We start from the raw sequence: 25,738 nt of genomic DNA on the forward strand, positions 1-25,738 counted from the left end.
CATGTCGTAGAGCCCGTAGCCGTTCGGCGGGAACGACCCCACCGGCGCCGTCGTCCCGTACCCGGGTTCCGGCCGCCACGGGAAGTCGCCGTGCCAGTAGTTCGCCAGCCGCTGACCGGGCTGCTCGGGCTCGTCACCCCAGACGTACGTCGCCGACTCCAGCCCTCCGCGCGCCGCGACCTCCCACTGCGCCTCCGTCGGCAACGACGCGCCGGCCCAGTCGCAGTACGCCAGCGCATCGTCGTACGCCACGTGGACGACGGGATGCTCGGCACGGCCACTGAGATCCGAGCCGGGCCCCTCCGGACGCCGCCAGCTGGCGCCCGGCGTCCAGGTCCACCACTGACTGAGATGGCGCAGGTCGACCGGCCCGGGCGTGCGCGTGAACACCATCGAGCCGGCGGCGAGGTTCTCCGCGGGAGCGCCCGGGAAGTCCGCCGGGTTCAGCGGCCGCTCGGCCACCGTGACGTAGCGGGTGTCGCCGACGAACTCGGCGTACTGCCGGTTCGTCACCGGATACGGATCGATCGCGAACTCGTCGACCTCGACCTGCCGGACCGGGCGCTCCTCGTCGTAGTGGCGGTTCGAGCCCAGCGCGTAGACCCCACCGGGCACGCGGACCGCGGGCGGAGCCGGAACACGGTACGGCGTCATCACGGGACTACTGGCCCGCCGTGAGGGCGACCTGGAGCTTCTCCAGCGCCTGATCGATGGTGAACGAGGCGGCGCGCTGCCGGGGCGGGAAGTCCTGGAAGGTGGCCAGGAACTCGCCGATCAGCTGGCTCGCGGAGAAGACGAGGTAGGCGTTGTCCAGCAGGAAGTCGTAGTAGGTGTTCGACGTGACGTCGGCCCGCTCGTACGGATCTGTGCGCAGGTTGAACAGCTTCGGCACCCGCAGCGGCACGAACGGCTCGGCCCAGATCCGCAGCGTCCCCTCGGCGCGCTGCTCCATGAAGACGACCTTCCAGTTGTCGAACCGGACCGCGACCAGGTCACCGTCGTCGGAGAAGTAGACCATGCCCTGGCGCGGGCTCTGATCGGTCTCGCCGGTCAGGTAGGGCAACAGGTTGTAGCCGTCGATGTGCACCCGGAAGCTCTTGTCACCGGCGGTGTGCCCGGCCTTCAGCTTCTCGACGATGTCCGGGTCGCCGGCCGCGGCGACGAGCGTCGGCAGCCAGTCGTGGTGCTGGATGATCTCGTTCGAGACCACGCCCGCCGGGATCCGGCCGGGCCAGCGGACCAGCTCCGGCACCCGGAAGGCGCCCTCCCAGTTGGTGTTCTTCTCGCTCCGGAACGGTGTCATCCCGCCGTCCGGCCAGGTGTTCATGTGCGGGCCGTTGTCGGTGCTGTAGACGACGATCGTGTTGTCCGCGATGCCGAGCTCGTCGAGCTGGTCGAGCAGCAGCCCGACGTGCTTGTCGTGGTCGATCATCGTGTCGTGGTACGGCGACTGCCACCGGCCGGCCTGGCCGACGCTCTCCGGCTTCGGGTGGGTGCGGAAGTGCATGTGGGTGGTGTTCATCCAGACGAAGAACGGGGTCTGCTCGGCGGTCTTGCGCCGGATGAAGTCCATCGCGGCCGCGACGGTGTCGTCGTCGATCGTCTCCATCCGTTTCCTGGTCAGCGGGCCGGTGTCCTCGACGCGCTGCTTGCCGATCCGCCCGAACCGCTCGTCGACGTTGTCGTCGTCCTTGTCGGTCGCCCAGGACCGCAGCACGCCGCGCGGTCCGTACCGCTGCCGGTACCGGGGGAAGTCCTCCGGGGACGGGTAGTTCGGCTGCTCCGGCTCCTCCTCGGCGTTCAGGTGGTACAGGTTGCCGTAGAACTCGTCGAACCCGTGCACGGTCGGCAGGAACTCGTTCTTGTCGCCGAGGTGGTTCTTGCCGAACTGCCCGGTGGCGTACCCGAGCGGTTTCAGCAGTTCGGCGATCGTCGGGTCCTCCGCGTGCAGGCCGATGTCCGCGCCGGGCACGCCGACCTTGCTGAGGCCGGTGCGGTACACGCTCTGCCCGGTGATGAACGACGCCCGGCCCGCGGTGCACGACTGCTCGCCGTACGAGTCGGTGAACCGCATCCCCTCCTCGGCCAGCCGGTCGATGTTCGGCGTCCGGTAGCCCATCAGCCCGCCGGTGTAGCAGCTCAGGTTGGCGATACCGATGTCGTCGCCCCAGATCACCAGGATGTTCGGCTTGCTCGCGTCGTCGGGCATGCTCGGCCCCTCCCCAGCGTTCGGTCGTCGTCCGACCACCCTGGTAGCCCGGAGACGGCACCGGATCCCCCGCCGCGGATGATCCGGGCGCCGGCCGGCGGCGCAGGTCATCCGCAGGAGATGAGGCGGGACGGTGGGCGGCGGTCGAGACTTCCCACAGGGGGTGCGCGCTGCGTGCCCGAAGGAGGGATCTGACCATGTCGTTCTGGGATGTTGTGTGGTTCATCATCATCAGCTTCGCGTTCGTCGCGTACTTGATGATGCTGTTCTGGATCTTCGCCGACCTCTTCCGCGACCGCGAGCTGTCCGGGTGGGTGAAGGCGATCTGGATCGTCGCCATGTTCATCGCGCCGCTGCTCACCGCGCTCGTCTACCTGATCGCCCGCGGCAGGGGGATGTCGGAGCGTACGGCGCGCGACGCCGAGGAGCACCAGCGGCGGCAGGACGCGTACATCCGGCAGGTGGCCAGTCAGAGCTCGGGCCCGTCGGCTGCCGAGCAGATCAGCCAGGCCCGGTCGCTGCTCGACTCCGGCGCCATCACTCAGGCCGAGTACGACACCCTGAAGGCGCAGGCGCTCGGCGGCACGACAACGAGTGGCAATGGCCAGCGAGTCGGCTGAGCCGCGGTCCGGCGCGAGCTCGCCGGGTGCCACCGCGACCGCTCTGGCCGGGACCATTGCCGACGCACTGACGCAGCGGACCCGGTCGATGGTGCGGCTCGTGTTCAGCCCGCTGCTCGACGTGCTGCTGCCGATGGTCGTGGCCGAAGGGGTCCGGCGGACGGACCTCGCGGCTGCTATCGCCAAGGACGTCGAGATCGCACTGGCCAAGGTGGACCTGACCGCGCTCGTCCTGGAGCGGGTGGATCTCGACGCCGTGGTGAAGGCCGCACTGGCCACGGTCGACCCGAAGGTCCTCGCCGAGCAGATCGCCGACGCACAGCGAGCGGACGGACCGGAGGTCGGCGGCGACGAGCCCCGACGACCTCCGGACGGCACTCTCTGAGCGTGACCGCGCCGGGAGCACCCCGGCGCGGTCGACGCCGTTCAGGTGCGGATCGCGCCCGGCCGGGTCAGCGACCAGATCACCCACACGTTCAGGCCGATCAGCAGCAGCGACCAGAACGGGTAGTACGGGATGAAGAAGAAGTTGTCGACCGCGCTCAGCACGGCCAGGAACAGCGCGGTGATCCCGGCCCAGGTCGACCGCCGCAGCAGCGCGACCGCGACCACGATCAGCAGCACGCCCAGGACCAGGTGGATCCAGCCCCAGACTGTGGTGTCGAGGTCGAAGGTGTACGAGCGGACCACCACGAAGAACTCGTCGTCGATGATCGCCACCAGGCCGGTGATGGACTGGAACAGCCCGATCAGCAGCAACATCGTCGCCGCGAACGTGATCCCTCCGACCGCCCATCCGGACACCTCCGGCGACGTCCTCTGCGCATTCTCGACCATGTCCCCTCCCGTCTCAGCGATGAACCGACGGTAGAGCGCCGGGAACGGTAGGTACCTCATCCCGGACGGGTGATGCCAGCAGACCTCCGGGTGCGACGGTGAAGCGCCCTCTCGCGCGTTCGTACTAAGTACGGTACCTTGGCCGTACTAAGTACGAATCCATCGGAGGGAACGCCGTGCGCGCTTGGAGCATCACCGGGGGAGCAGGCCTGCTGCTGATGGCAGCCCTGGCCGGTTTCGGGAACATCACCACTTCGGACAGCGACGACGGTCTGTTCCGTGCCGGGGTCGCGAGCCTGTTCCTGGTCGTCGTCCTCGACGTCCTCGTCGCCTGCGCGCTCTACCGCGTCTTCGAGCCGGTCGACCGGACCGTGTCCTTCCTGGCGGCAGCCTTCAGGCTCGTCTACGCAGCCGTCTTCATGGTCGCGATCGGCCAGCTCCTGCAGGCCTCGACCGACGCCTTCTCAGACCTCTGGCGCGCCGGCCTGGGTCTCTTCGGCGTCCACCTGATCCTGCTCGGCTACCTGACCCTCCGCACGAGATGGCTGGCCGCCCTTCTCGCCATCGCCGGCCTCGGCTACCTCACCGACGCCTTCGCCACCTTCTTCGCCCAGGACCTCACCGTGTCCACCTACACGTTCCTGGGCGAGCTCGTCCTCGCCGTCTGGCTGCTGATCAGGCCGAGGACTCGGCCTTTGGCTGCGGCAGCTCGCGATGCGGCCGGGACTGGTGCAGCGCCCATTCGGCGCTGACGTCGCCGGCGGTGCGGAGGAGGAGGGGAAGGTGGTCGTGGAGAAGTTTGTCGGTGCTGGTTTCGGCGGCGTGGACGGTGACGTTCATGGCGGCGCGAACGGCTCCGGTGCCGTCGCGGACCGGGGCCGCGACGGAGCGGACGCCGGGGGCGAGTTCCTCGTCGGCCAGTGCCCAGCCGCGGGCGCGGATCTCGGTCAGCTCGTCGCGGAGTTGCTCAGCGCTCCGGCCGATGTACGGCGGCAGTCCGGCGCGGCTCGGCAAGGCGAGGGTGTCGGCCAGCTCGGCAGGGGAGAGGGCGGCGAGCAGGACCTTGCCCTGGGAGGTCTGAGCAGCAGGGAAGCGGGTGCCGATGTCGACCCGCAGCGCGATGATCTTCGGCACCGACACGCGGGCGACGTAGACGATGTCGGACCCGTCGAGCTGCGCCATCGAGGACGACTCGCCGGTGCGCGCCACCAGCGCCTCGAGGTGGGGTCTCGCGATGTCCCACAGCCCGAGCGCGCCGACGTACGCCATGCCGAGCGTCAGCACCTTCGGGGTCAGCTGGAACGAGCCGTCGGTCGACCGGACGAACCCGAGCTCCTCCAGCGTCAGCAGCAGCCGGCGGGCCGTCGGCCGGGCCAGCCCGGCCGCGGCCGCCACCTCGGACAGCGACATGGCTCGGTGGTCCGCGTCGAAACAGGCGAGCACGTCCAGCCCGCGAGCCAGCGACTCGACGAAATCCGGGCCCGCGCCGCGTCCTGCCATCAGTTCCCGCCTCCCGTCGACGATGTCCTTCGCAGCCTACTGACGTCACTCGCCGAAGATCGTGCCGCGGGCCTCGCGCGTCGACTCGGACTTGTACTCGGTGTACTGGTACGGGTTGTCGAGCACCTCGTCCTTCGGCAGGTCCGGGTTCATCCCACTCGCCCACGCCTCGTCGCCGAGCGCGCCGCGCAGGAAGTCCACGGTCGCTTCGACACTGCGCCGTACGGCGGGAAGGTCGACGCCGACGAGCTGGTTCGCGTACTTCACGACCCGGCCGTCGACCAGCACGGTGTGCACGTCGCCACGCTGCGCCTGGAACGCCACGTGCCCGTAGGGGTTGACCAGGGGGAACGACACCGGTGAGTTGTCGTTCTTGATCAGGACGACGTCCGCCTTCTTGCCGGGTTCGAGGCTGCCGAGGTCGTCCCGGCCGATCGCCTTCGCGCCGCCGCGGGTGGCCCAGTCGACCACGTGCTCGGCCCGCAGGTGGCTGTGCGTGACGGTGTCACCCTTCATGTGAGCCTCGAGGTGCTCGCGGGCCCGGTCGGCGCCGAGCGTCGTACGCATCGCGCTGAACAGGTCGCCGCTCCACCACACGCTGGTGTCCATCGACAGCGACACCGGGATGGCGTACTTGCGGACCTGCCAGGTGGGCGGGTAGCCCTGACCAGCGCTCTGCTCGGACTCCGTCGACACGGACACGGAGCCGCCGGTCGCGGCGATCCGCTGGTAGGAGTCCTCGGTCAGCGTCGCCGCGTGCACGTAGATGTTCTGCGGCGTCATGAAGCCGTTCTCGTGCATCAGCCGGATGCCGTCGTCGTTGGTCGCACCCCAGACCCCGGCGTGCGTGGTCACCCCGACGCCGAGCTCACGAGCCACCTCGAACGCGGCCCGCTCGGGGAACGACGGGTCGCCGGTGACATCGAAGGCGAGCTGGAGACCGAGCTGGTCGTCGTCGCGCAACCGCTCCAGGAAGGCCCGGACCGACGGCTCCGCGGTCCACTCCCACGGCCCGGCCTGAATGTTGCCATAGGCAAGAACAAACCGGCCGGGTACGGCGCGCAGCGCGTCCACGGCCGCCTCGGCGTGGTCGACGGACTGCAACCCGTGCGACCAGTCCACCGTGGTGGTGACACCGGCCTCGAGCGACTCCCACGCGGAGGTGAGGTTGCCGGCGTAAATGTCCTCCGGCCGGAAGGTCTTGCCGTGTTCGAGGTAGTACCAGACGAAGTACTGCGTCAGCGTCCAGTCGGCGCCGTACGCGCGCATCGCGGTCTGCCACATGTGCCGGTGCGTGTCGATCATGCCCGGCATCACGATCCCGCCGCGGGCGTCGATCTCCTGCGTCCCGTCGGGGGCGTCGACCGACCCGCCGACCGCCTCGATCCGGTCGTCCACGACCAGTACGTCGCCCTCGGTCAGCACGGTGTGGTTGTCGTCCATGGTCAGCACGGTTCCGCCGCGCAGCAGCACCGGCCGGCCCGCCACCGGTGTCTCGGCAGTCGTCATGATCCCCTCCCGATTCAAGCCGGACATACGTCCGTATGCCGGTCACCACGGCTTCATCGTCACTATCCGAGCGGCTCGCGCATGGTGTCAAGGGCTCGCCACCGCTGCCTTGACAGCCTCTGGTTGCACTCGCAGACTGAGGCGACGGAGCAGGTGCGGACAAGTGTCCGGAAGGAGTGAGGTCGTGCCCGATGCTGCGGCGGACTCGCGGGGGCCGCTGGCCGGGTTGCTGGTGGCGGACTTCTCCCGGATCCTGGCCGGCCCGTACGCGACCATGCTGCTGGCCGACCTCGGCGCCGAGGTGGTCAAGGTCGAGGCGCCCGGTGGTGACGACACCCGCTCGTGGCAGCCGCCGGTCCGCGACGGCATCTCGACGTACTACCTCGCGGTGAACCGGAACAAGCGGTCGATCGCGCTCGACCTGAAGGAGCCGAAGGACGTGGCCGCGGCGCAGGAGCTGGCTCGGCGGGCCGACGTCCTGCTGGAGAACTTCAAGCCGGGCGGGCTGGCCCGGTTCGGCCTGGACTACGACACGGTGGCGGCTTCGAACCCGCGTGTCGTCTATGCGTCGATCAGCGGCTTCGGCAGTGGGCCGAAGGGGGCGGTGCTGCCGGGGTACGACCTGATCGTGCAGGCCATCTCCGGGCTGATGAGCCTCACCGGCGACCCGGACGGTGAGCCGTTCCGGGCCGGGATCTCGGTGTTCGACGTGATGGCCGGGCTGCACGCGACGATCGGGGTGCTGTCCGCGCTGAACGCCCGGCACGAGACCGGTCGCGGCCAGCATGTCGAGGTCAACCTGCTGTCGTCCGCGCTGTCCGGCCTGGTGAACCAGTCGAGCGCGTACGTCGCGGGCGGCGTCGTCCCGCTGCGGATGGGGAACAGCCATCCCAGCCTGTTCCCGTACGAGCCGTTGCCGTGCTCCGACGGCGAGCTGATCATCACGGCCGGGAACAACGGGCAGTTCCGGCGGCTGACCGAGGTGCTCGGCGTCCCTGAGCTGGCCGACGACGAGCGGTTCGACCAGAACGAGAAGCGGACCGCGAACCGGGAGGAGCTGCGGCCGCTGCTGGTCGAGCGGCTGCGGACCGGGACCCGGATGGAGTGGTTCCGCGACATCATCGCCGCCGGGGTCCCGTGCGGGCCGATCAACACGATCGACAGCGGCGTCGCGTTCGCCGAGGACATCGGCCTCGATCCGGTGGTGACGGTCGGGGACATCCCGACCGTGCGGAACCCGATCACGTTCTCCGAGACGCAGCCGTCGTACCGGCTGCCACCGCCGGAGCTGGACGAGCACGGCGCCGAGCTGCGCCGCTGGCTGACCGACGAGGAGCGTTCGCCATGACGGGCTACCCGACGTCACTCGGTACGTCGACCGCTGACGAGATCCGCCTGCTCGGCCAGGACCTGACGGCCGACCTGATGGGCAAGGTCGGCTTCGGCGAACTCGCCTTCTGGCTGGTCGCCCTGCGCCGCCCGACGCCGTCGGAGACCCGACTCTTCGAGGCCGTGCTGGTCGCGCTGGCCGATCACGGCTTCACGCCGACGGCGATTGCGGCCCGGCTGACGTACCTGTCGGCGCCTGATTCACTCCAGGGCGCGCTCGCCGCGGGTCTGCTCGGCGGCGGCTCCCGGTTCCTTGGCGTGACCGAAGACTGCGGGATGTTCCTGCACCAGGCGATCGAGGGACGCGAGCTGCCGACCGATGACGCCGGGTGGGACGCGCTGGCGCTGGAGGTCGTGCGGCAGGCGAAGGCCGGTAAGAAGTTCGTTCCCGGCCTCGGGCATCCCGTGCACAAGGTGCAGGATCCGCGCACGCCTGTGCTGATCGGCATCGCGGACGAAGAAGGACTGCTCGGGCCGCACCTGCGGTTGTTCCAGGCGATCGGGCGCGTGCACGAGCAGGTGCTCGGCCGCAAGCTTCCGCTGAACGGCGCCGGCGTCTGCGGCGCCGCGCTCGCCGACCTCGGGCTGCCGGTCGAGCTGCTGCGTGGATTCGCCTTGCTGGCCAGGGCTGCCGGCCTGCTCGGGCAGCTCGCCGAGGAACGCCGCCGGCCGATCGGCATGGACGCCTACCTCACCGTCGACCGCAACGCGGTCTACGTCGACCCGAACGAGTAAGAGGAGCTGCACATGGCCACAGTCGTCGCGGTCATCGCCTCCACCCACCACCCGTTCTACTACCGCGCGAGTACGGCGACCGGCGACGACCGGCCGCCGTTCGCGGACGAGTGGGTGGCCAAGATCGAGGCGTTCCGGGAGACCCTCACCAAGGCCCGGCCGGACATCCTGGTGATGGTCGGCAGCGACCACTTCCACCAGCTCTGGCTGGACAACATGCCGCAGTTCCTGGTCGGCAAGGCGCCGTACTTCGACGCGAACTGGTACAACGAGGAGCGCGAGTTCGGGCTGCCGCGGATGACGCTGCCGGGGGAGGAGCGGCTGTCCGCGCACATCCTGCGCCACGGCCTGGACGCCGGCTTCGACCTTGCCTTCAGCAACGAGCTGCGGATCGACCACAGCATCACCTGCCCGATCATCACGCTGCGGCCGCAGGCCGACCTGCCGATCGTGCCGATCTACACCAACATCTTCGCGCCGCCGCTGCCGCAGCCGAAGCGGTTCGTCGAGCTGGGCCGGACGATCCGGCAGCTGGTCGAGTCCTGGCCGGACGACCAGCGGGTCGCGATCATCGGCACCGGGCACCTGTCCCTCGAGCTCGGCGGACCACGGCAGTTCGGTGCCCACGGGCCCGATCCGGAGTTCGACCGGAAGGCGGTCGACTGGATCGCGAGCGGCGACATCGAGGGCTGCCTGGCCGAGGTGACGCTGGACAGCCTGCACCTGCCCGGCAACGCCACCCACGGGTTCATGGACTTCATGCTGATGATGGGCGTCGCCGGCGCCGGCGCGAAGGCCGACCACGTGGACTCGCTCGACCTGTTCCACACCATGGAGGCGTACTTCACCTGGTATCCGAACGGAGTGCCGGCATGAGCAAGTACCTCTTGGACAAGTTCCTCTTCACCGTCGACCGCGACCCGGAGCTGGTCGAGCGGTACCGCGAGGACGCCGCCGGGACGGTCGCGTGGTGGGAGGCCGAGATGGCCAACCGGATCCTCAACTGCACGTCCGGCGAGCAGTCGACCTGGCTCGCGTTCACCGACGAGGAGCGCGAGGCGCTGGTCGCGCAGGACCACGTCACGCTGTTCCGGATGGGTGCGCATCCGTTCCTCACGCTGACGTTGTTCATCGCGATGTTCGAGCGCGACCACGGACCGCTGGAGTACCAGAAGGCCTACGGCAAGGCGATGGAACACTTGCACCTGCCCTACCCGGACATCGCCACCTAGGAGATCGCGTGCGAGCTGGAGTCCTGCGTAGTCACGGTGAAGCACCGGTCCACGGTGAGCACCCGGACCCCGTCCCGTCGGAAGGGCAGTCGATCGTCCGCGTCACCGCGGCACCCGTCGTACCCCTGGACCTGTTGTGTGCTTCGGGTACGTCGTACTTCGGCCCGCCGGACATCCCGTACGTGCCGGGGGTTCAGGGCGTCGGCGTGGTCGAGGGAACGGGAGACCGGGTGTTCTTCGCGACCTCGGCCGGGATGTCGCCGGGGGACGGGAGTTTCGCGGAGTACTGCGCCGTACCGGACGAGGATCTGGTGGTGCTCGACACGGCCGTGCCGGATGCCGAGGTGGCCGCGATCGGCCTGTCCGGGGTCGCCGCGTGGATGGTGCTGACGTGGCGGGCGCAGTTGCGGCCGGGGGAGCGGGTGCTCGTCCTCGGTGGCGGCGGCGCCGTCGGGCAGGCCGCGATCGGGGCAGCGCGGGTGCTCGGGGCCGGTGGCGTCGTTGCCGTGTGCCGGTCTGCGGGCGCCCGGGATCGCGCATCGGCGGCCGGTGCGGACGAAGTGGTCACCGCGGACGAGCTCGATGGGAGCTTCGACGTGGTGGTGGACCCGGTGTTCGGCGCGGTGGCGACGGCGGCGGGGCGGTTGCTGGCACCGGGTGGGCGGTTGGTGAATCTCGGTGGTGCTTCGGGAGACGAAGCGACGTTCTCGTCGGCCGTCCTGCGCAGCCGGTCGGCGAGCATCCTCGGGTACACCAACAACGCGCTCACCCCCGAGCAGCGCCGGGACGCGTTGACCAAGGTTCTCGAGCACGCCGCCACCGGCGCCATCAAGGTCGCGCACGAAACCGTGCCGCTCCCGGACATCTCCGCGGCCTGGCACCGGCAGTCCACGGGTTCCACCGCAGGCCGGCTCGTCCTGACGATCTGACCCTCAGCGGAAGTGCTCTGGGAGCCGGTGCACGGCCCCCGACGCGAGCGCGACCGACAGCAGAATGCGGGCCTTGGACGATGGGAGCGGCCCAGCCATCACCGCACCGGCAGTCTGCAGATCCGCACCACCACCGGACCCGTAGACCGCGGCTGTCGGTCCACCCGCGCACCGACTGGTGACGACGACCGGCAGACCCGCGTCGAGACAAGTGCGGACCTCAGCCAGCAGGCCGGGCGTCGGGTTTCCGGCCCCCAGCGCTTCGAGTACGACGCCGGCGGCACCCGCGGCCCGGCAGGCCGCGAGTTGCTCGCCACCGGCGTCGACGTACGACGTGACGATGTCGACGCGAGGTAGTTCCGAAGGGAGCGGGAAGCCAGGTGGTCGCCGCGGCATCGACCAGATCCGCACGTCGCCTCGCCGTACCTCGCCGATCGGGCCGCCGAAGGACTGGAACGCGTCCGGGGCCTGCGTGTGTGCTTTCACCGCTTGCCGCGCCGGGTGGATCCGCCCGTCCATCACGACCAACGGACCCAGGCCGCGAGTCGCCGCCGACCCGGCGACCAGGATGGCGTCCGCGATGTTGCGCGGCCCGTCGGAGTCCGGCTCGCCCGCGTGCCGCTGCGCTCCCGTCAGCACGACCGGCGCGGGCGGATCGACCAGGTCGAGGAGGTACGCCGTCTCCTCCAACGTGTCGGTGCCATGCGTCACGACAACCCCGTCGCCGGAAGCCGTCTCGACCAGCACCTCGCGCGCGATGGTCAGCAGATCCGAACCGGTGAACGCGAAGCTGTGCTTGCGCAGGACCTCGCGGACCGGCGCGGACTCGACCAGGTCCGCGCCGCCGAGAGCCACGCTGACCGACCCGTCCGGAGCGGGACGGGAGGCGATGGTGCCTCCCGTCGTCAGGACCCGAACCGTCACCGGCCCCCCAGACTCAGCTGCGCCGTCCGTACGACGACCCGCCGGCTCGCCAGGTAGTAGACGCCACCCGCGACCAGCGACCCGGACAGCCAGGAGAAGTCGGTGTTGTTGAGCGCGATCGCGATCGGGCCGCGCATCTCCGGCACCAGGCCGTACTGCCAGCTCCAGCCCGCGACGATTCCGAGCACCAGGCTGACCAGCGCCCGCGGGTTCCACGATCCGTACGGCGTCGGGTCGGCGTACAGAGCCTGGATGTTCAGGCGGCCGCGGCGCAGCACCAGGTAGTCGACCACGACGATCGCGCTCCACGGGCTGATCCAGACCAGGATCGACACCATCCAGCTGTCGAAGGCATGGCCGAAGCTGTCCGCGCGGACGAAGACCACGAGCACCGCGGACGCGACCAGCCCGGCCAGCAGGGTGAGCTTCCAGCGCGCGACCGTGATGCCGATCGACAGCGCGGCGAGTGAGCAGGAGTAGAGGTTCAGGATGTTGGTCGCGACCGGGCCGTGCATGATCAGCAGCAGGACCGGCACCGCCATCACGCCGAACGAGTTGATCACCAGCGCGGACGGGTCGCTGCCGGTGCCCGCGCCGGCCAGGCAGGCGCCGAGCGCGGCGAGCCAGACGGTCGGGATGTACATGCCGAGAGAGGTTGCCCAGAACACCGATCGCGACGACGCCTGCGGCCGGACGAAGCGGCTGTAGTCGGCCGAGTACGGCAACCAGCTGATTCCCCAGCCGACGCCGATCGCCGTCGTCAGCTGCGTGATCGCGGTCAGCTTCTCGGCCGGGGTGATCGCGGTGGCCGCGGTCATCCGCAGGTCGGCCTGGCTCAGCGCCAAGACCGTCATCACCGCCATCACCAGGACGGTCAACGGCACGGTGTACTTCTCGAACGTGCGGATCGCGTAGAAGCCGTACAGCGCCAGGCCGAGCTGGACGACCATGATCACTGTCGCGACCAGGTACTCCAGCCACAGACCACCGTGGATGCCGAGCTTGCCCAGCACCGCGAGCGCGAGATCGAGCACGACCCATGTGTTCACGCCGACCCAGGCCATCGTCAGCAATCCCTGCACGACACCTGGTACGACGGCGCCGCGGCGGCCGAACGCCGCCCGGCCGAGCACCATCTGGTTGACCGCGGTGCGGTGCCCGATCACGTTCAGCAGGCCGAACACCGCACAGCCGACCAGGTTGCCGAGCGCAACAACCAGGATGGTCTCCAGGACACTGAGTCCGAGGGTGATGCCGAGGGCGCCGAGCACCCAGTTGATCGGCGCCAGGTTGGCGCCCGCCCAGATCCAGAACTGCTCCCGCGGCGTGGAGTCGCGGTGCTCCGGCGGAATCGGGGCCACGCCGTGGGAGTCGAACGGGACTGCTTCCGATGCTGCGGATGTGGTGGTGGTCATGACGGCCTCCAGGGGAACGAGTTGGCTCAGGAAACCAAGAGCCACCTCCTCGAGGCAGTGGGTAGATGTCTAGTGAAATGTGGGTCCGACTGGATATCTTCACAGCATGCTCAGCCTGGCAGCCCTGATCGGCAACCCCTCGCTCCGGCTTCGGTTGCTGGTGCCCGGCCCGGACGGCGCGCTCGGCCGCGAGGCGTTGTGGGTGCACAACACCGAGTTGCCCGACCCGTCGCCGTACGTGCGGGCGGGCGAGATCGTGCTGACCAACGGGCTGTGGTTGTCCGAGACGAGCCCGGCGGCGTTCGCGGCGAGTGTGCGCCGGGCGGGGGCGGCGGGCATCGTGTTCGGGCTCCGCACGGAGACACCGGCGACGCCCGCGGAGCTGATCGAGGCGTGCCGGCAGGAAGGCCTGCCGCTGGCGGAGATCGCGATCGAGGTTCCGTTCACGGCGGTGACCGAGGCTGCTTCTGCGATCCACACCGATCAGCGGCGCGATGCTCTCGTCGGGATGGTTCGCCGGGGCGATGCGTTGGCTTCGGCGATCTCGCGCGGCGCGGGGGCGTCCGGCGTGCTCGCCGTGCTGCGGCGGGAGCACGACCTGCCGCTGGCTGTCGTCGACCGGATGGCGAGGCCGCTCGCGTCGACCGGGCTGGAGCTGACGGCCCAGCAGCGGCGGATCGTCGCCGACGGGCTGGCTCGGCACCCACCGCCGCTCGAGGTGGATCTCGGTGGCGAGGAGGGGCGCGCGACGGTGTTCCTGGTCGGCGCGGTGGGCGACACCGATGCGGCGCTGCTGTGCCTGCGGCCGGTGAGCCGGCTGAGCAAGCCGGAGCAGGACGCGCTGGACCAGGCGGCGCGGTTCCTCAGCCTGGAAGTGGCCAAGCAGCAGGCGATCCAGGCGATCGAGCTGCGGTTCGCCTCCGAGCTGCTCGACATGATCCTGTCGGGCGCGCAGCGCGCGGCGGAGGTACCGGATCGGCTCCGGGCGTTCGGGGTGGATCCGTCGGGGGAGCTGGTGGTGCTCACCCTCGCCTTTGCCGACGGCGACGAGTCGGCGCCGCCGGGGTTGTCGGAGACGGTCGGGGACTTCTTCCTGGCCGAGAGCCTGGCGGTGGTCGTGGCCGGAGGCAGTCAGGACGTGGTCGCCGTACTACAGCGTCCGCGGCAGGAGCTGAAGTCGATGGCCGAGGCGCTCTGCGCGGCGGTGCGGAAGCGGTTCGCGGACCGGCGTCCCGTGGTCGGGCTCGGCGAGGTGGCCGCGTCGGCGGCTGAGTTGCGGCGGCCGTTGGTGCAGTCGCGGGAGGCCTGTCAGGTGCTCCGTCGGCGCCGCGGTGGTCAGGTGGTGGCGTCGTTCCAGGAGCTGGGCACCCACCGGTTGCTGCTCGGGCTGCAGGACTCGGGGACGCTGCAAGGGTTCGCAGACGGTGTGCTCGGACCGCTGCGCGAGTACGACGGCCAGCGCGCCGGCGAGCTGGAGACGACGCTGCGGACCTTCTTGGCGCACGACGGCCAGTACGGCGCGACCGCGGCCGCCCTGTATGTCCACGTGAACACGCTGCGGAACCGGCTGGCGAAAATCACCGAGCTGACCGGCCGTGACGTCGCCCGCACCGAGGACCGGGTCGACCTCTACCTGGCCCTCGAAGCGGACGAACTGTCGCGCTAGTCCCAGTTCTAGTTGTACTGATCAGGCAGGTTGGTTGGGTTTGTGTGACGACACGGTGTGAATGTGGTTGATAGGTGAAGACCTCCCGGCGTGGAGTGGAGCTGTCTAGGAACCGCTCCAACAACCGGGAGGTCTTCGTGTCACACGCTAACGCTGCTTTGACTCCTCGTGCCCGTTTGCGGCTGGCGCGTCTGGTGGTGGACGACGGCTGGCCGATAGCGCGGGCCGCGGAGCTGTTCCAGGTCGCGTGGCCGACCGCGAAGCGCTGGACCGACCGCTACCGTGAACTCGGCCCGGCCGGCATGGGCGACCGCTCGTCTCGGCCGCATCATCAACCCAACCGCACGCCGCCGCGGGTCGTACGCCGGATCGTCAGCCTGCGCCGCCGTCACCGCCTCGGACCGGTCCAGCTCGCCGACCAGGTGGGTCTGGCGGCCTCGACCGTTCACGCCGTACTGACTCGCTGCCGGCTCAACCGCCTGTCCCACCTCGACCGGCACACCGGTGAGCCGATCCGCCGCTACGAACACCCTCACCCCGGCGCGATGCTGCACGTCGATGTCAAGAAACTCGGCAACATCCCAGACGGCGGCGGCTGGCGCTACCTCGGCCGAGTCCAAGGCAAGAAGAACCGGGCCGCCACCGTCGGCAAACCCCGCAACGCCTACTACAACAACAAGATCGGCACCGCGTTCGTCCACACCGTCCTCGACGACCACTCCCGCGTGGCCTACGCCGAAATCCACGACGACGAAACCGCCGCCACCGCCACCGCCGTACTCCGCAACGCCGTCGCCTGGTTCACCCATCGCGGCATCACCATCGAACGCGTCTTGTCCGACAACGGATCGGCCTACCGCTCCAACCTGTGGCGCGACACCTGCCTGGCTCTCGGCATCACACCCAAGAAGACCCGCCCCTACCGGCCACAAACCAACGGCAAGATCGAACGCTTCCACCGCACCCTCGCCGACGGCTGGGCCTTCAAACAGCTCTACCCCACCGAACAAGCCCGCCGCGACGCCCTACCCGCCTGGCTCCACCACTACAACCACCACCGACCCCACACCGCCATCGGCAAACTCCCACCCATCACCGCCTAACCAACCTCCCCGGGCAGTACATCTAGTCCAGCACGTCGATGGCGAGGTCGCTGGGCTGTGCGCCGTTGATGACGGTCAGGTCCTGCGGGCAGGCCGAGACCACGACGACGCAGGGGAGCTCCGCCCGGAACGTGATCGAGTCACCGGGTGCTGTTGCTGCGGGCATCCAGTCGAGCGCGCCGTCGGCCCGGACCGGAATGTGCATGAACACGTTCACCGGCTGAGGGACGACGTCGACGCCGAGCGCATCGCGCAGGTTCCGGGCGCACGACGGGTGGTCCGGTACGCCGAGACCGGCGTACCGGGCGTCGTCGCAGGCGGCGATCAGCAGGTCGTGGTGGCCGGGGGAGGTGTCCTCGACCAACGTCAGGATCGGCCGCCGTTGATCGGTCACGAAGCTCTCGCCGACGGCCGGGAAGAGCCGGCTGGTCGCTGCCCTGGTGTGGGCCGCGCTCAGATGCTCCCCGGTGGCGCCGGTGGGCGAGGCGACGTACGCGAAGAGGTCGCCGACCTGTTGGCCGGCGAGATCGACGACCCGGACGGATTGGCCGCGGCGGACCCGGACGGCGCGTCCGGTGCGGGCGGGGACAAGAGTGCGCGCGACAGTGTGCATGATCCAACCGAACCAGCAGCGGGCGGGTGGTTCAGTGGAGGATTCTCCAGCATTCTCCGGGCGGTGCTGTGGATCGATCCATCGCGGCCGGGGGGTCGCGACTGGTGGAGTGGGTGCCATGGATCTCACAACGACTCGTGTCCACCCGGCCCTGGAGCCGGTCGACCTCGGCGGCCTGGCGCTGGCGAACCGTTTCGCGGTCGCGCCGATGTCCCGGGTCTCCGCCACGCCCGAGGGGGTGCCGACGGCCGAGATGGCCGACTACTACGCGGAGTTCGCGGCCGGCGGGTTCGGCCTGATCATCACCGAGGGCGTCTACCCCGACTCGGCGTACAGCCAGGGGTACCTGAACCAGCCCGGGCTCGCCACGGCGGCGCATGTCGAGGGCTGGCGGCAGGTGACCGACCGCGTCCACGCCGCGGGCCGGCCGATCCTCGCTCAGCTGATGCATGCCGGTGCGATCTCGCAGGGCAACCCGCGCACCACCGAGCGGGTCGGGCCGTCCGCCGTCCAGCCGCTCAGCGAGATGCTCACCGAGTACGGCGGCTCCGGGCCGTGGCCGGTGCCGACCGAGCTCTCGGTCGCCGCCATCGACGAGATCGTCGACGGATTCGCCGTCGCCGCCGTGCGTGCGTCCGAGGCGGGTTTCGACGGCGTCGAGATCCACGGCGCGAACGGCTACCTGCTCGACCAGTTCCTCACCGTCTACACCAACCAGAGGACCGACTCGTACGGCGGTCCGGTCGCGAACCGGATCCGGTTGACCGCCGAGGTCGCCCGGGCCATCGTCGACGCGACGCCGTCCGGCTTCATGGTCGGTGTGCGGTTGTCGCAGACCAAGGTGAACGACCTGGAGTACCGCTGGCCTGGAGGAGCGTACGAGGCCGAGGCGATCTACGAGGCGCTCGCTGGGACGGGCATCGGGTATCTGCACATCGCGAGTGAAGGCCGGAACTGGCTGGAGACCGCGAGGCTCCACGGCGGGCAGACGCTCACCGGGTTGGCCCGGCGGGTCACCGGCCTGCCGGTGATCGCGAACGGCGGGATGCACGACCCGGCGCAGGCGGATCAGGTGCTGACCGACGGACATGCCGACCTGCTGTCGCTGGCCCGCGGTGCGCTGGCCAACCCGGATCTGCCGCGCCGCCTGGCCGAGGGCCAGGAGCTGCAGCGGTTCGACCGCAGGCTGATCGAGCCCGCGGCCACGCTGGCGAACGCGAGGCAGTGGCAAACTGGTCGGTCATGACGGACGTGGAGTGGCACGGTGGTGCGGCGGCTGTTGCCACGTTGACCTTTGACGTCGACGCGGAGACGCCGATCCTCGCGGCCGGGCGGCGGTACGCGGATCACCTGATGGTGATGTCGCACCAGGCTTACGGGCCGGACGTCGGCGTACCGCGGATCCTGGAGCTGCTGGCGGAGCTCGGCGTACCGGCGACGTTCTTCGTGCCGGGGTGGGTGGCCGAGCAGCGACCGGGGCTGGCGGCAACGATCGTCGAGCACGGCCACGAGGTCGCCCACCACTCCTACAGCCACCGGTCGCCGACATCGTTGACCCCGGCCGAGGAGCGCGCCGACTTCGAGCGGGCGCTGGCGATTTTCGATGCTCAGGGCATCGAGATCGCCGGCCACCGCGCCGCGCTGTGGGAGGCCACGCGGACTACGCTCGAGCTGGTCGCCGAGCACGGTCTGGCCTATGACTCGTCGTTGATGGGTGACGATCGGCCGTACCAGCTCGAGGTCGAGGACGGGCTCGTCACCGAGTTGCCGGTGCACTGGTCGCTGGACGACTGGGAGCAGTACGCCTACTTGCCCGAGCCACAGGTCGGATCGGTGATCGAGTCGCCCCGCAAGGTGCTCGAGCTGTGGCGCGCGGAGCTGGACGGCATGCGGCATTACAAATGCCTGTTCAACCTGTGCCTGCACCCGTTCCTGTCCGGTCGGCCGAGCCGCCTGCTCGCCGTCCGTGAGCTGATCGAGTACGCGCAGTCCTGCGGCGACGTCAGCTTCACCCGCTGTCGCGACCTCGCCGCTGCGGCTCGTTCCGACAGCACGCTGCGACCGCGGAAGCCACCGTCGGTCGGCGCCGATCCCGCGGTCTACCCGGACTGACCCTGGCTGAGATAAGAACGATCGGTATTATCTAGCCCATGACTGTTCCGGTCCGGCGGTTGTGGGCGGCGGTGCTGTGCGGGTATCTCGCGTTCGGCGCCGCGGTGCAGGCGTTGCCGACGTACGTTCCGGAGCGGTACGGCGGGGGTGCGCTGGCCAGCGGGACGGCGGTCGGGATCGCCTTCCTGGCAACGGCTTTGGGGCGTCCGTTCGCTGGTTGGCTGGCGGACGGCGGGTGGTCGCGTCCCGTCGTACTGCTCGGCGGAGCGTTGACCGCGGCCGGCGGAGTCGGGCAGTTGGTGGCGCCGAATCTGGGGGTGCTGCTGGTCGCGCGGCTGGTGATGGGTGCGGGGGAGGCGGCGCTGTTCTCGGCGGCATTGCCATGGGTGCTGGCCGGCACACGGGTCGCGCAGCGCGGGCGGGTCGCGGGCTGGTTCGGGCTGTCGATGTGGGGCGGACTGGCGGGCGGTCCGGTGATCGCTTCACTGGTGGGGAAGTGGGTCTGGTGGACGATCGTCGGACTCGCGGGCTTGTCGATGGTGCTGGTGTTGACGACGCGTGCGAATCCGGTGCGGGTCGAGCCGTTGGTCCGGATTCGCCGAATCCGGGATCTGGTGCCGGTCGGCGTACCGTTGCCAGGTGCATCGATCGGTCTGGCGGCGTACTGCTACGGCACGATCGCCGCGCTGCTCGTGCTGCGGTTGCGCGACGACGGGATCGGAGTGGACGGCTACGCGCTCGCGGTGTTCGCGGCCGCCTTCCTGGTCGTGCGCTTCGCGGGCAGTCCGTTGGTCGATCGGTACGGCGGGCGCGCGGTGGCAGCCTCGACGATCGCGATCGAGGTCGTGGCGCTCGCAGGTCTTGCGCTGGCTGAGACGGCTGTGTCCGCGCTGGTGTTCACCGGACTGGCAGGGCTGGGGCTGGCGTTGATCTATCCGTCGTGCGTGTCGATGACGCTCGACCGGGTGCGCGGGCTGCGACCGGGGGCGTCGATGGGCGTGATGACGTCGTTCTGGGATCTCGGCGTGCTGGCGGCCGGTCCGCTCGGTGGGCTGGTGGCCGAGCAGGCCGGGTTCCCGGCCGCGTTCTTCGTTGCCGCGGGCACCGGTACGGCGTGTGTGCTCGTCTGCCTGGTGTTCCTCAGGCCGCGTCCAGCAACGTCTCGACGATGACCCGCGCCTCCGCGCCGAGCCCTGGATCCCGGTCGACCGCGCTGATGATCGTCGCACCTTCGAGGACGACGACCAGCTGGCGGGCCGTGGTCTCGGGGTCGCGCGCGCCGGCCTCGGTGAGGAGCCGGCCGAACAGGTCGCGGTAGAAGGTCAGGTGCTCCTGCGCCAGCCGCCGGGGTGCGCCGTCGTGAGCGCGGTCCTCGGTCGCGGCGTTCATCATCGCGCACCCGCGGAAGCCGGCCTCGGCGTACCAGGCCGCGACCAGGTCGAAGACGGCGAGAATCCGGTCCCGCCCGGTCCCGGCCTGGTCGACCGCCTGCTGGTACCAGGCGCGCACCCGCTGGGTCCGGTCGGTGAGGACTGCTTCGACCAGGCCTTCCTTGGAGCCGAAGTTCTTGTAGATGGTCAGCTTGGACGCGCCGGCCGCCTCGGCGACCTCGTTGATGCCGACGGCATGGATCCCGCGCTGCCGGAACACCTCGGACGCCGCCGCCAGGATCCGGGCCCTGGTCGCCTCCGGGTCGAGTCGTTCACCCGCCTTGACCGGCATCGTGCACCACCTCCGGAGTTCATAGTACCGATCGTTCTCATGTACTGGCGCTAGATAAGAACGATCGGTACTATCTCGGCCATGGTCAACGGATGGACGGCAATCGGATTCGAGGGCGTGGCCGAGGCGTTCACGCGGAACTTCACCGAGCGCGGCGAGCTGGGGGCAGCCTTCGCGGCGTACCGGAACGGCGAACTGGTGGTCGACCTGTGGGGCGGGACGGCGGATCGCGACACCGGGCGGGCGTGGGACCGGGACACCGTCCAGCTGATGTTCTCCGGCACCAAGGGGCTCGTGGCCGCTTGTGTTCTGCTGCTCGTGCAGCGCGGGGAGTGGTCGCTGGACGATCCGCTCGGCCGCTACTGGCCGTCGTTCCGCGCGGGCGAGACGACGATCGCCGAGGTGCTGTCCCACCAGGCGCGGCTGCCCTGGGTCGAGGCCGGGTACGCCGACCTGCTCGACCATGACGTGATGGCCGCCCACCTCGCGGCTCAGGCTCCGGCGGACGACCCGCGCGCCGCGTTCATGTACCACGCGATCACCTGGGGCTGGCTGGTCGACGAGCTGATCCGCCGCGTCGACGGGCGAACCGCCGGACAGTTCTTCGCCGACGAGTTCGCGGCGCCGCTGGACCTCGAGGTGTGGATCGGCCTGCCGGACGAGTTGCACTGGCGGGCGACGACGATGGTCGCGCCGGACGGCGTACTCATGGACGAACCGCAGACCGACCCTTTGCTGCGCCTCAACCGCAACCCGCTCTGGATCCCGGGCGCGGAGAAGATCTGGAACAGCCCCGAGTACCGCAGCGCCGGTCTCGCCGCCGTCGGAGGATTCGCCACCGCCCGCGGCATGGCCCGCTTCTACTCGTCGCTCCTGGCCGGCGACATCCTGACCCCGTACACGGTCGCCCTTGGTCGCCGCGAGCTCCGCCGCGGCGTCGAGCCGACCTGGGGAAGCGAGATCGCGTACGGCGCCGGGTTCGAGCTCCATACGCCCTCCGCCAACCTCGGCCGCCCCGCCGACTCCTTCGGCCATCCTGGCGCCGGCGGCTCCCGGCACGGTGCCTGGCCCACCCACGGAATCGCCTTCTCGTACCTGATGAACGAAGTCCGCCCAGCCCCCGACAGCCGCCCGCTCGACCTGCTCGCCGCGCTGGAAAACGCGGGGTGAGGTCGTGTTGGTAAGCGCTTGCTGGCAGACTGATGACCCATGCGTGAGCCTCAGGTGATCAATGACAACGGTGCGTGGTGCTGGTTCCAGGACGAGCGGGCGCTGGTGGATCCGGACAGCCAGACGCTGGTGGTCGGGTCGATCGCGGCGGCGGAAGGGCCCGGTGGGTCCGAGCGGGCCGGGAACGTCGAGCTGACCGTGGTCGATCTGTGGTCCGGCTCGAGCGACGTCGTCGTACTGCATGAGAACTTCGAGGTGGACGATCACGACGTGCCGGCGCTGTGGCGGCGGGCGGACGGGCGGTGGCTGGCCGTCTACACCAAGCACAAGACGGACGACCTGACCCGGTGGCGGATCAGCGAGCCGGGTGATCCGCGGACGTGGGGGCCGGAGCAGACGTTCGACTGGAGCGAGTTCACCGGCGGGCGCGGGGTCACGTACTCGAACCTGCACGTGCTGGCCGGGCGGCTGTACTGCTTCGCGCGGGCGGTGAACGACGACCCGTGCGCGCTGGTCTCGGACGACGACGGTGACTCTTGGACGTACGCCGGCAAGCTCTTCACCCGGCCGAAGGTCGGCTACGTGAACGGCTACACGCGGTACGTCTCGACGCCGACGCGGATCGACCTCGTGACGACGGACCACCACCCGCGCGACTACAACAACTCGATCTACCACGGCTACCTCGAGACCGGGGCCTTGCACCGCAGCGACGGGACCGTGGTTGATACGGTCGCTTTGAAAGGCGAAGCACCCTCGCAGGTCGAGCTCACCACGGTGCTGCAGGCCGGGTCGTTGTGGGACGGCGAGGTCATGACGCACTGCTGGACGATCGACATCCGGCGCGCCGCCGATGGCACGATCGCCGCGATCCTGCTCGCTCGGCAGGAAGAGCCGTCGGAGGATTCCGACCGGCACCGGGTGGTGCGTGATCACCGCTACTTCTACGCGCGTCTCGCGCCGGGCGGCGAGTGGGAAGTGCAGCAGCTGGCCAAGGCCGGGCCTGGGCTGCTGCCGCACGAGCAGGACTACACCGGCCTGGTCGCGATCGACCCCTACGACCTGGACTCGCTGTACGTCTCGACGCCGATCGACCCGCGCGACGGGACCAGCCTGGCGCACCACGAGATCTTCCACGCCCGCCTGAGTGCCGGCGGTACGGCGTGGACCCCGGTCACCGAGAACTCCGACGCCGACAACCTCCGGCCGATCGTTGCCCCGGGCGACCCGAACCGCGTTCCGCTGCTCTGGTTCCGTGGCCCGATGACCGCTTCCCAGCACTACGACTGCGAGGTCGTCCTGCTCGACCGCCCGCGGGCGTGATCGTCAGACCTTGCGCTTCAGGGCGAGCACCGAGATCGGGGCGAACACGAGCATGATCCCGCCGGCCCAGAGCAGTGTCCACGCGACCGGCTCGGCCACCGGGCCGCCGATGAGCAGGCCGCGGGCGGCGTCGGACAGGATGGTCACCGGGTTCGCCTCGACGATCGGCTGCATCCAGCCCGGCATCGTCTCGGTGGGAACGAAGACGTTGCTGACGAAGGTGATCGGGAACAGCACCGTGAAGCCGAAGATCTGCACCTGTTCCGGATCCCGCGCGAGCACACCGACCAGGACCGAGATCCAGGAGAACGCCAGCGCGAAGATCAGCACCAGGCCGACCATGGCGAGCAGCTCCAGCACCGAGGTCTCGACCCGGAAGCCCATCAGGTACCCGACGGCGAGCAGCAGGAACACCGACCACGCGTGCTTGACCAGGTCCGCGGCGATCCGCCCGGCCAGTGGTGCCCAGCGGGCGATCGGCAGCGACCGCAGCCGGTCGAAGACACCCTTGGTCAGGTCGGTGTTCAGCCCGGTGCCGACGTACATGGTCACGAAGAACATGTTCATCACGATGATGCCGGGCAGCGTGATCCTGAGGTAGTCGGCGGTGCTGCCGGAGATGGCGCCGCCGAAGATGTAGGTGAACAGGACGAGGAACAGGATCGGCTGGAAGCTGAAGTCGCCGAGCTCCCACGGGTTGTGCCGGATCTGCACGATCGTCCGCCAGGCCAGGGTGGCCGACTGCCGCACGCCCTGCACGGGAGTGACTCCGGCGCTCATGCCCGGACCTCCTCTTCGGACGATTCCTCGGCGGCGTGCCCGGTCAGGGAGAAGAACACCTCGTTCAGGCTCGCGCTGCGCAACATGAGCGTGCCGATCACGACACCGGCGTCGTCCAGCCGCCGTACGACGGCCGGCAGCACAGCGGGGTCGGTGACCGGTGCGGTCACCACTTCGCGGTCGACCTCGGGCTCGGCCTGGGCCAGCTCGCCGACGACCGCGATCACGGTGGGCAGGTCCGACGGATGGGCCGGGCGTACGGCGAGGGTCTGCGCGCCCGCCTTCGCCTTGAGCTCGTCCGGCGTGCCGGTCGCGATCAGCTTGCCGTGGTCGATCACCGCGATGTTGTCGGCCAGCGCGTCGGCCTCGTCCAGGTACTGCGTGGTGAGCAGGACCGTGGATCCGCTGCGCACCAGGTCGCGGACGAGGTTCCACAGCTCGAGCCGTGCGCGGGGGTCGAGGCCCGTGGTCGGCTCGTCTAGGAAGAGGATCTTGGGTCGGCCGACCAGGCTCGCGGCCAGGTCGAGCCGGCGCCGCATGCCGCCCGAGTACGTCTTGGTCGCGCGGTCCGCCGCGTCGGACAGACCGAAGTCCTCGAGCAGCTCAGCGGCCCGCTGTCGCGCGGCGCGCCGGGACTGGCCGAGCAGGCGTCCGATCAGCAGCAGGTTCTCGGTGCCGGTCAGGTTCTCGTCGACCGCGGCGTACTGGCCGGTGAGACCGATCAGCCTCCGGACCTGGTGTGCTTCCCGCAGTACGTCGTACCCGCCGACGGTGGCGCGTCCCTCGTCGGGACGCAGCAGTGTCGCGAGCGCGCGGACCGCGGTCGTCTTCCCGGCCCCGTTCGGGCCGAGCAGCCCGAGCACGCTGCCGGTCGGCACCGCCAGATCGACGCCGGCCAGCGCGACGGTCTCGCCGAACCGCTTGGTCAACCCTTCCGCCCAGATCGAGTGGTCCATGCCGTGCCCTCCCAGCTCGGTATGACCTCCCAGTCGACTACTCGATCATCGGTGCGTCAACCGGGTCAGCTCAGCGCCGCGCGGGCCGCCTCCCGGCCCGTGGCGGGGTCTTCGGCGGCGAGGGCCGCGGTTGCGGCGGTGCGGCACTGGTCGAGCGTCGCCGTGGCCAGGCGGGCGCCGACGGCGGGCAGCGCGGCAGTTGCTGCTGACAACGAGGTGATGCCGAGGCCGACGAGAACGCAGGCCAGCAAGGGATCCGCGGCCGCCTCGCCGCAGACGCCGACCGGTTTGCCGGCGGCCTGGCCCGCTTGGGCGACCTGTGCGACCAGGGCCAGATGCGCGGGCTGCCAAGGGTCGGTGAGGTTGGCCAGCTCGGGCGACAGGCGGTCCGCGGCCATCGTGTACTGAGTCAGGTCGTTCGTGCCGATCGACAGGAAGTCCACGTGCTCGAGGACGCGATCGGCGAGCAGGGCGACCGCGGGCACCTCGACCATCACGCCCGCGACCAGGCCGCGACTGCGAGCGCGTTCGGCGAAGAACCGCGCGTCCGCGACGGTGGCGACCATCGGAGCCATCACCCACGGCTGCTCACCGGTTCGCTCCGCGGCCTGGGCGATCGCGTCCAGCTGGCGGTCCAGGATGCCCGGATCGGTGAAGGCGAGGCGCAGGCCGCGGACGCCGAGCGCCGGGTTCGGCTCGTCGGTCGCGCCGGTGAACGCCAGCGGCTTGTCGGATCCGGCGTCCAGGGTGCGTACGACGACCTTCCGGCCGGCGAATGCACGCAGTACGTCGGCGTAGAGGTCGGCCTGCTCGGCGACGGTCGGCTCGGTCTCGCGGTTGAGGAACGCCAGCTCGGTCCGGAAGAGGCCGACGCCTTCGGCCTGGCTCTTGGCGGCCTGCTCGGCGGACGCTCCGTCCTGCACGTTGGCGAGGATGCCGACCGGATGACCGTCGGCGGTGCGGCCGGGGCCTTGCCAGGAGGCCGTTGCGGCCC

At 70.0% G+C, this 25,738-nt stretch carries 26 protein-coding genes and 1 pseudogene; 15 read left to right on the forward strand and 12 right to left on the reverse strand.

Annotated features, from left to right (window positions below; translation table 11 throughout):
• On the reverse strand, positions 1 to 654 hold a 654-nt coding region (locus ACWCOV_RS37725; protein ID WP_449834169.1), incomplete at its 3' end, for an SUMF1/EgtB/PvdO family nonheme iron enzyme.
• A gap of 7 nt (positions 655 to 661) precedes the next feature.
• Entirely contained in the window at positions 662 to 2,209 is a 1,548-nt protein-coding gene (locus tag ACWCOV_RS37730) for an arylsulfatase (RefSeq protein ID WP_449834170.1), read from the reverse strand.
• A 197-nt stretch (positions 2,210 to 2,406) separates the two neighbouring features.
• Between ACWCOV_RS37730 and ACWCOV_RS37735 the strand changes: the two genes are divergently transcribed.
• Together ACWCOV_RS37735 and ACWCOV_RS37740 are read left to right on the forward strand one after the other, a co-directional pair.
• Positions 2,407 to 2,829, forward strand: a complete 423-nt coding sequence (locus ACWCOV_RS37735) for an SHOCT domain-containing protein (RefSeq protein WP_449834171.1) — start codon at positions 2,407 to 2,409, stop codon at positions 2,827 to 2,829.
• The gene (locus ACWCOV_RS37740; protein ID WP_449834172.1) at positions 2,810 to 3,214 is read left to right on the forward strand and encodes a hypothetical protein; all 405 of its coding nucleotides are present in this window, start codon (positions 2,810 to 2,812) and stop codon (positions 3,212 to 3,214) included. Before ACWCOV_RS37735 ends, ACWCOV_RS37740 begins: the two co-directional genes overlap by 20 nt.
• A 41-nt stretch (positions 3,215 to 3,255) precedes the next feature.
• Here the strand turns inward: ACWCOV_RS37740 and ACWCOV_RS37745 are convergent, their stop codons facing one another.
• Positions 3,256 to 3,666 (reverse strand): DUF7144 family membrane protein, encoded by a 411-nt coding sequence (locus tag ACWCOV_RS37745; RefSeq protein ID WP_449834173.1) that lies wholly within the window; start codon positions 3,664 to 3,666, stop codon positions 3,256 to 3,258.
• Positions 3,667 to 3,842: 176 nt separating this feature from the next.
• Between ACWCOV_RS37745 and ACWCOV_RS37750 the strand changes: the two genes are divergently transcribed.
• Positions 3,843 to 4,418: a DUF4386 domain-containing protein gene (locus ACWCOV_RS37750; RefSeq protein ID WP_449834174.1), complete on the forward strand. Its 576-nt coding sequence runs from the start codon at positions 3,843 to 3,845 to the stop codon at positions 4,416 to 4,418.
• Here the strand turns inward: ACWCOV_RS37750 and ACWCOV_RS37755 are convergent.
• Together ACWCOV_RS37755 and ACWCOV_RS37760 are read right to left on the reverse strand one after the other, a co-directional pair.
• Positions 4,342 to 5,166 (reverse strand): IclR family transcriptional regulator domain-containing protein, encoded by an 825-nt coding sequence (locus tag ACWCOV_RS37755; protein WP_449834175.1) that lies wholly within the window; start codon positions 5,164 to 5,166, stop codon positions 4,342 to 4,344. The two genes, ACWCOV_RS37750 and ACWCOV_RS37755, sit on opposite strands and share 77 nt — an antisense overlap.
• A 45-nt stretch (positions 5,167 to 5,211) precedes the next feature.
• Positions 5,212 to 6,675: an amidohydrolase family protein gene (locus tag ACWCOV_RS37760; protein WP_449834176.1), complete on the reverse strand. Its 1,464-nt coding sequence runs from the start codon at positions 6,673 to 6,675 to the stop codon at positions 5,212 to 5,214.
• 184 nt (positions 6,676 to 6,859) lie between these two features.
• Here ACWCOV_RS37760 and ACWCOV_RS37765 point away from each other — a divergent pair, with 184 nt between their 5' ends.
• The 5 genes from ACWCOV_RS37765 to ACWCOV_RS37785 are packed head-to-tail and all read left to right on the forward strand — an operon-like array spanning position 6,860 to position 10,960.
• Positions 6,860 to 8,023, forward strand: a complete 1,164-nt coding sequence (locus ACWCOV_RS37765) for a CaiB/BaiF CoA transferase family protein (RefSeq protein ID WP_449834177.1) — start codon at positions 6,860 to 6,862, stop codon at positions 8,021 to 8,023.
• The gene (locus tag ACWCOV_RS37770; RefSeq protein WP_449834178.1) at positions 8,020 to 8,799 is read left to right on the forward strand and encodes a citryl-CoA lyase; all 780 of its coding nucleotides are present in this window, start codon (positions 8,020 to 8,022) and stop codon (positions 8,797 to 8,799) included. Before ACWCOV_RS37765 ends, ACWCOV_RS37770 begins: the two co-directional genes overlap by 4 nt.
• Before the next feature lie 12 nt (positions 8,800 to 8,811).
• Positions 8,812 to 9,675, forward strand: coding sequence for a DODA-type extradiol aromatic ring-opening family dioxygenase (locus tag ACWCOV_RS37775; protein WP_449834179.1), 864 nt, complete (start codon positions 8,812 to 8,814; stop codon positions 9,673 to 9,675).
• A complete protein-coding gene (locus ACWCOV_RS37780) occupies positions 9,672 to 10,031 on the forward strand; it encodes a hypothetical protein (RefSeq protein ID WP_449834180.1) in 360 nt (119 codons plus the stop codon). Before ACWCOV_RS37775 ends, ACWCOV_RS37780 begins: the two co-directional genes overlap by 4 nt.
• 8 nt (positions 10,032 to 10,039) lie before the next feature.
• A complete protein-coding gene (locus ACWCOV_RS37785; RefSeq protein ID WP_449834181.1) occupies positions 10,040 to 10,960 on the forward strand; it encodes a quinone oxidoreductase family protein in 921 nt (306 codons plus the stop codon).
• A gap of 3 nt (positions 10,961 to 10,963) precedes the next feature.
• Here the strand turns inward: ACWCOV_RS37785 and ACWCOV_RS37790 are convergent, their stop codons facing one another.
• Together ACWCOV_RS37790 and ACWCOV_RS37795 are read right to left on the reverse strand one after the other, a co-directional pair.
• Positions 10,964 to 11,884: an asparaginase gene (locus tag ACWCOV_RS37790; protein WP_449834182.1), complete on the reverse strand. Its 921-nt coding sequence runs from the start codon at positions 11,882 to 11,884 to the stop codon at positions 10,964 to 10,966.
• Entirely contained in the window at positions 11,881 to 13,299 is a 1,419-nt protein-coding gene (locus tag ACWCOV_RS37795) for a purine-cytosine permease family protein (protein WP_449834183.1), read from the reverse strand. The genes ACWCOV_RS37790 and ACWCOV_RS37795 overlap by 4 nt, the downstream gene beginning before the upstream one ends.
• A 106-nt stretch (positions 13,300 to 13,405) precedes the next feature.
• Between ACWCOV_RS37795 and ACWCOV_RS37800 the strand changes: the two genes are divergently transcribed.
• A complete protein-coding gene (locus tag ACWCOV_RS37800) occupies positions 13,406 to 14,965 on the forward strand; it encodes a PucR family transcriptional regulator (RefSeq protein ID WP_449834184.1) in 1,560 nt (519 codons plus the stop codon).
• A 137-nt stretch (positions 14,966 to 15,102) separates the two neighbouring features.
• Positions 15,103 to 16,094: pseudogene (locus tag ACWCOV_RS37805) on the forward strand (IS481 family transposase).
• Here the strand turns inward: ACWCOV_RS37805 and ACWCOV_RS37810 are convergent.
• Complete coding sequence (locus tag ACWCOV_RS37810; RefSeq protein WP_449834185.1) at positions 16,091 to 16,681, reverse strand: DUF1989 domain-containing protein; 591 nt, start codon at positions 16,679 to 16,681, stop codon at positions 16,091 to 16,093. The pseudogene ACWCOV_RS37805 and the gene ACWCOV_RS37810 overlap by 4 nt on opposite strands.
• Before the next feature lie 118 nt (positions 16,682 to 16,799).
• Between ACWCOV_RS37810 and ACWCOV_RS37815 the strand changes: the two genes are divergently transcribed.
• The 3 genes from ACWCOV_RS37815 to ACWCOV_RS37825 are packed head-to-tail and all read left to right on the forward strand — an operon-like array spanning position 16,800 to position 19,965.
• Positions 16,800 to 17,927: an oxidoreductase gene (locus tag ACWCOV_RS37815; RefSeq protein ID WP_449834186.1), complete on the forward strand. Its 1,128-nt coding sequence runs from the start codon at positions 16,800 to 16,802 to the stop codon at positions 17,925 to 17,927.
• Positions 17,924 to 18,793 (forward strand): polysaccharide deacetylase family protein, encoded by an 870-nt coding sequence (locus ACWCOV_RS37820; protein ID WP_449834187.1) that lies wholly within the window; start codon positions 17,924 to 17,926, stop codon positions 18,791 to 18,793. The genes ACWCOV_RS37815 and ACWCOV_RS37820 overlap by 4 nt, the downstream gene beginning before the upstream one ends.
• A gap of 38 nt (positions 18,794 to 18,831) precedes the next feature.
• Positions 18,832 to 19,965 (forward strand): MFS transporter, encoded by a 1,134-nt coding sequence (locus ACWCOV_RS37825; RefSeq protein ID WP_449834188.1) that lies wholly within the window; start codon positions 18,832 to 18,834, stop codon positions 19,963 to 19,965.
• On the opposite strand, the gene ACWCOV_RS37830 is transcribed toward ACWCOV_RS37825, so the two are convergent.
• Complete coding sequence (locus ACWCOV_RS37830; RefSeq protein WP_449834189.1) at positions 19,934 to 20,515, reverse strand: TetR/AcrR family transcriptional regulator; 582 nt, start codon at positions 20,513 to 20,515, stop codon at positions 19,934 to 19,936. The genes ACWCOV_RS37825 and ACWCOV_RS37830 overlap by 32 nt on opposite strands.
• Before the next feature lie 81 nt (positions 20,516 to 20,596).
• Between ACWCOV_RS37830 and ACWCOV_RS37835 the strand changes: the two genes are divergently transcribed.
• Both ACWCOV_RS37835 and ACWCOV_RS37840 read left to right on the forward strand, forming a co-directional pair.
• Complete coding sequence (locus ACWCOV_RS37835) at positions 20,597 to 21,685, forward strand: serine hydrolase domain-containing protein (RefSeq protein WP_449834190.1); 1,089 nt, start codon at positions 20,597 to 20,599, stop codon at positions 21,683 to 21,685.
• A gap of 39 nt (positions 21,686 to 21,724) precedes the next feature.
• Entirely contained in the window at positions 21,725 to 23,008 is a 1,284-nt protein-coding gene (locus tag ACWCOV_RS37840) for a BNR-4 repeat-containing protein (protein WP_449834191.1), read from the forward strand.
• 3 nt (positions 23,009 to 23,011) lie between these two features.
• On the opposite strand, the gene ACWCOV_RS37845 is transcribed toward ACWCOV_RS37840, so the two are convergent.
• The 3 genes from ACWCOV_RS37845 to ACWCOV_RS37855 all read right to left on the reverse strand — a co-directional run.
• Positions 23,012 to 23,788, reverse strand: coding sequence for an ABC transporter permease (locus tag ACWCOV_RS37845; protein ID WP_449834192.1), 777 nt, complete (start codon positions 23,786 to 23,788; stop codon positions 23,012 to 23,014).
• Positions 23,785 to 24,744, reverse strand: coding sequence for an ATP-binding cassette domain-containing protein (locus tag ACWCOV_RS37850; RefSeq protein ID WP_449834193.1), 960 nt, complete (start codon positions 24,742 to 24,744; stop codon positions 23,785 to 23,787). The genes ACWCOV_RS37845 and ACWCOV_RS37850 overlap by 4 nt, the downstream gene beginning before the upstream one ends.
• Positions 24,745 to 24,809: 65 nt before the next feature.
• On the reverse strand, positions 24,810 to 25,738 hold a 929-nt coding region (locus tag ACWCOV_RS37855; RefSeq protein WP_449834194.1), incomplete at its 5' end, for a putative PEP-binding protein.

It is taken from the genome of Kribbella sp. NPDC002412 (genome assembly GCF_053592935.1).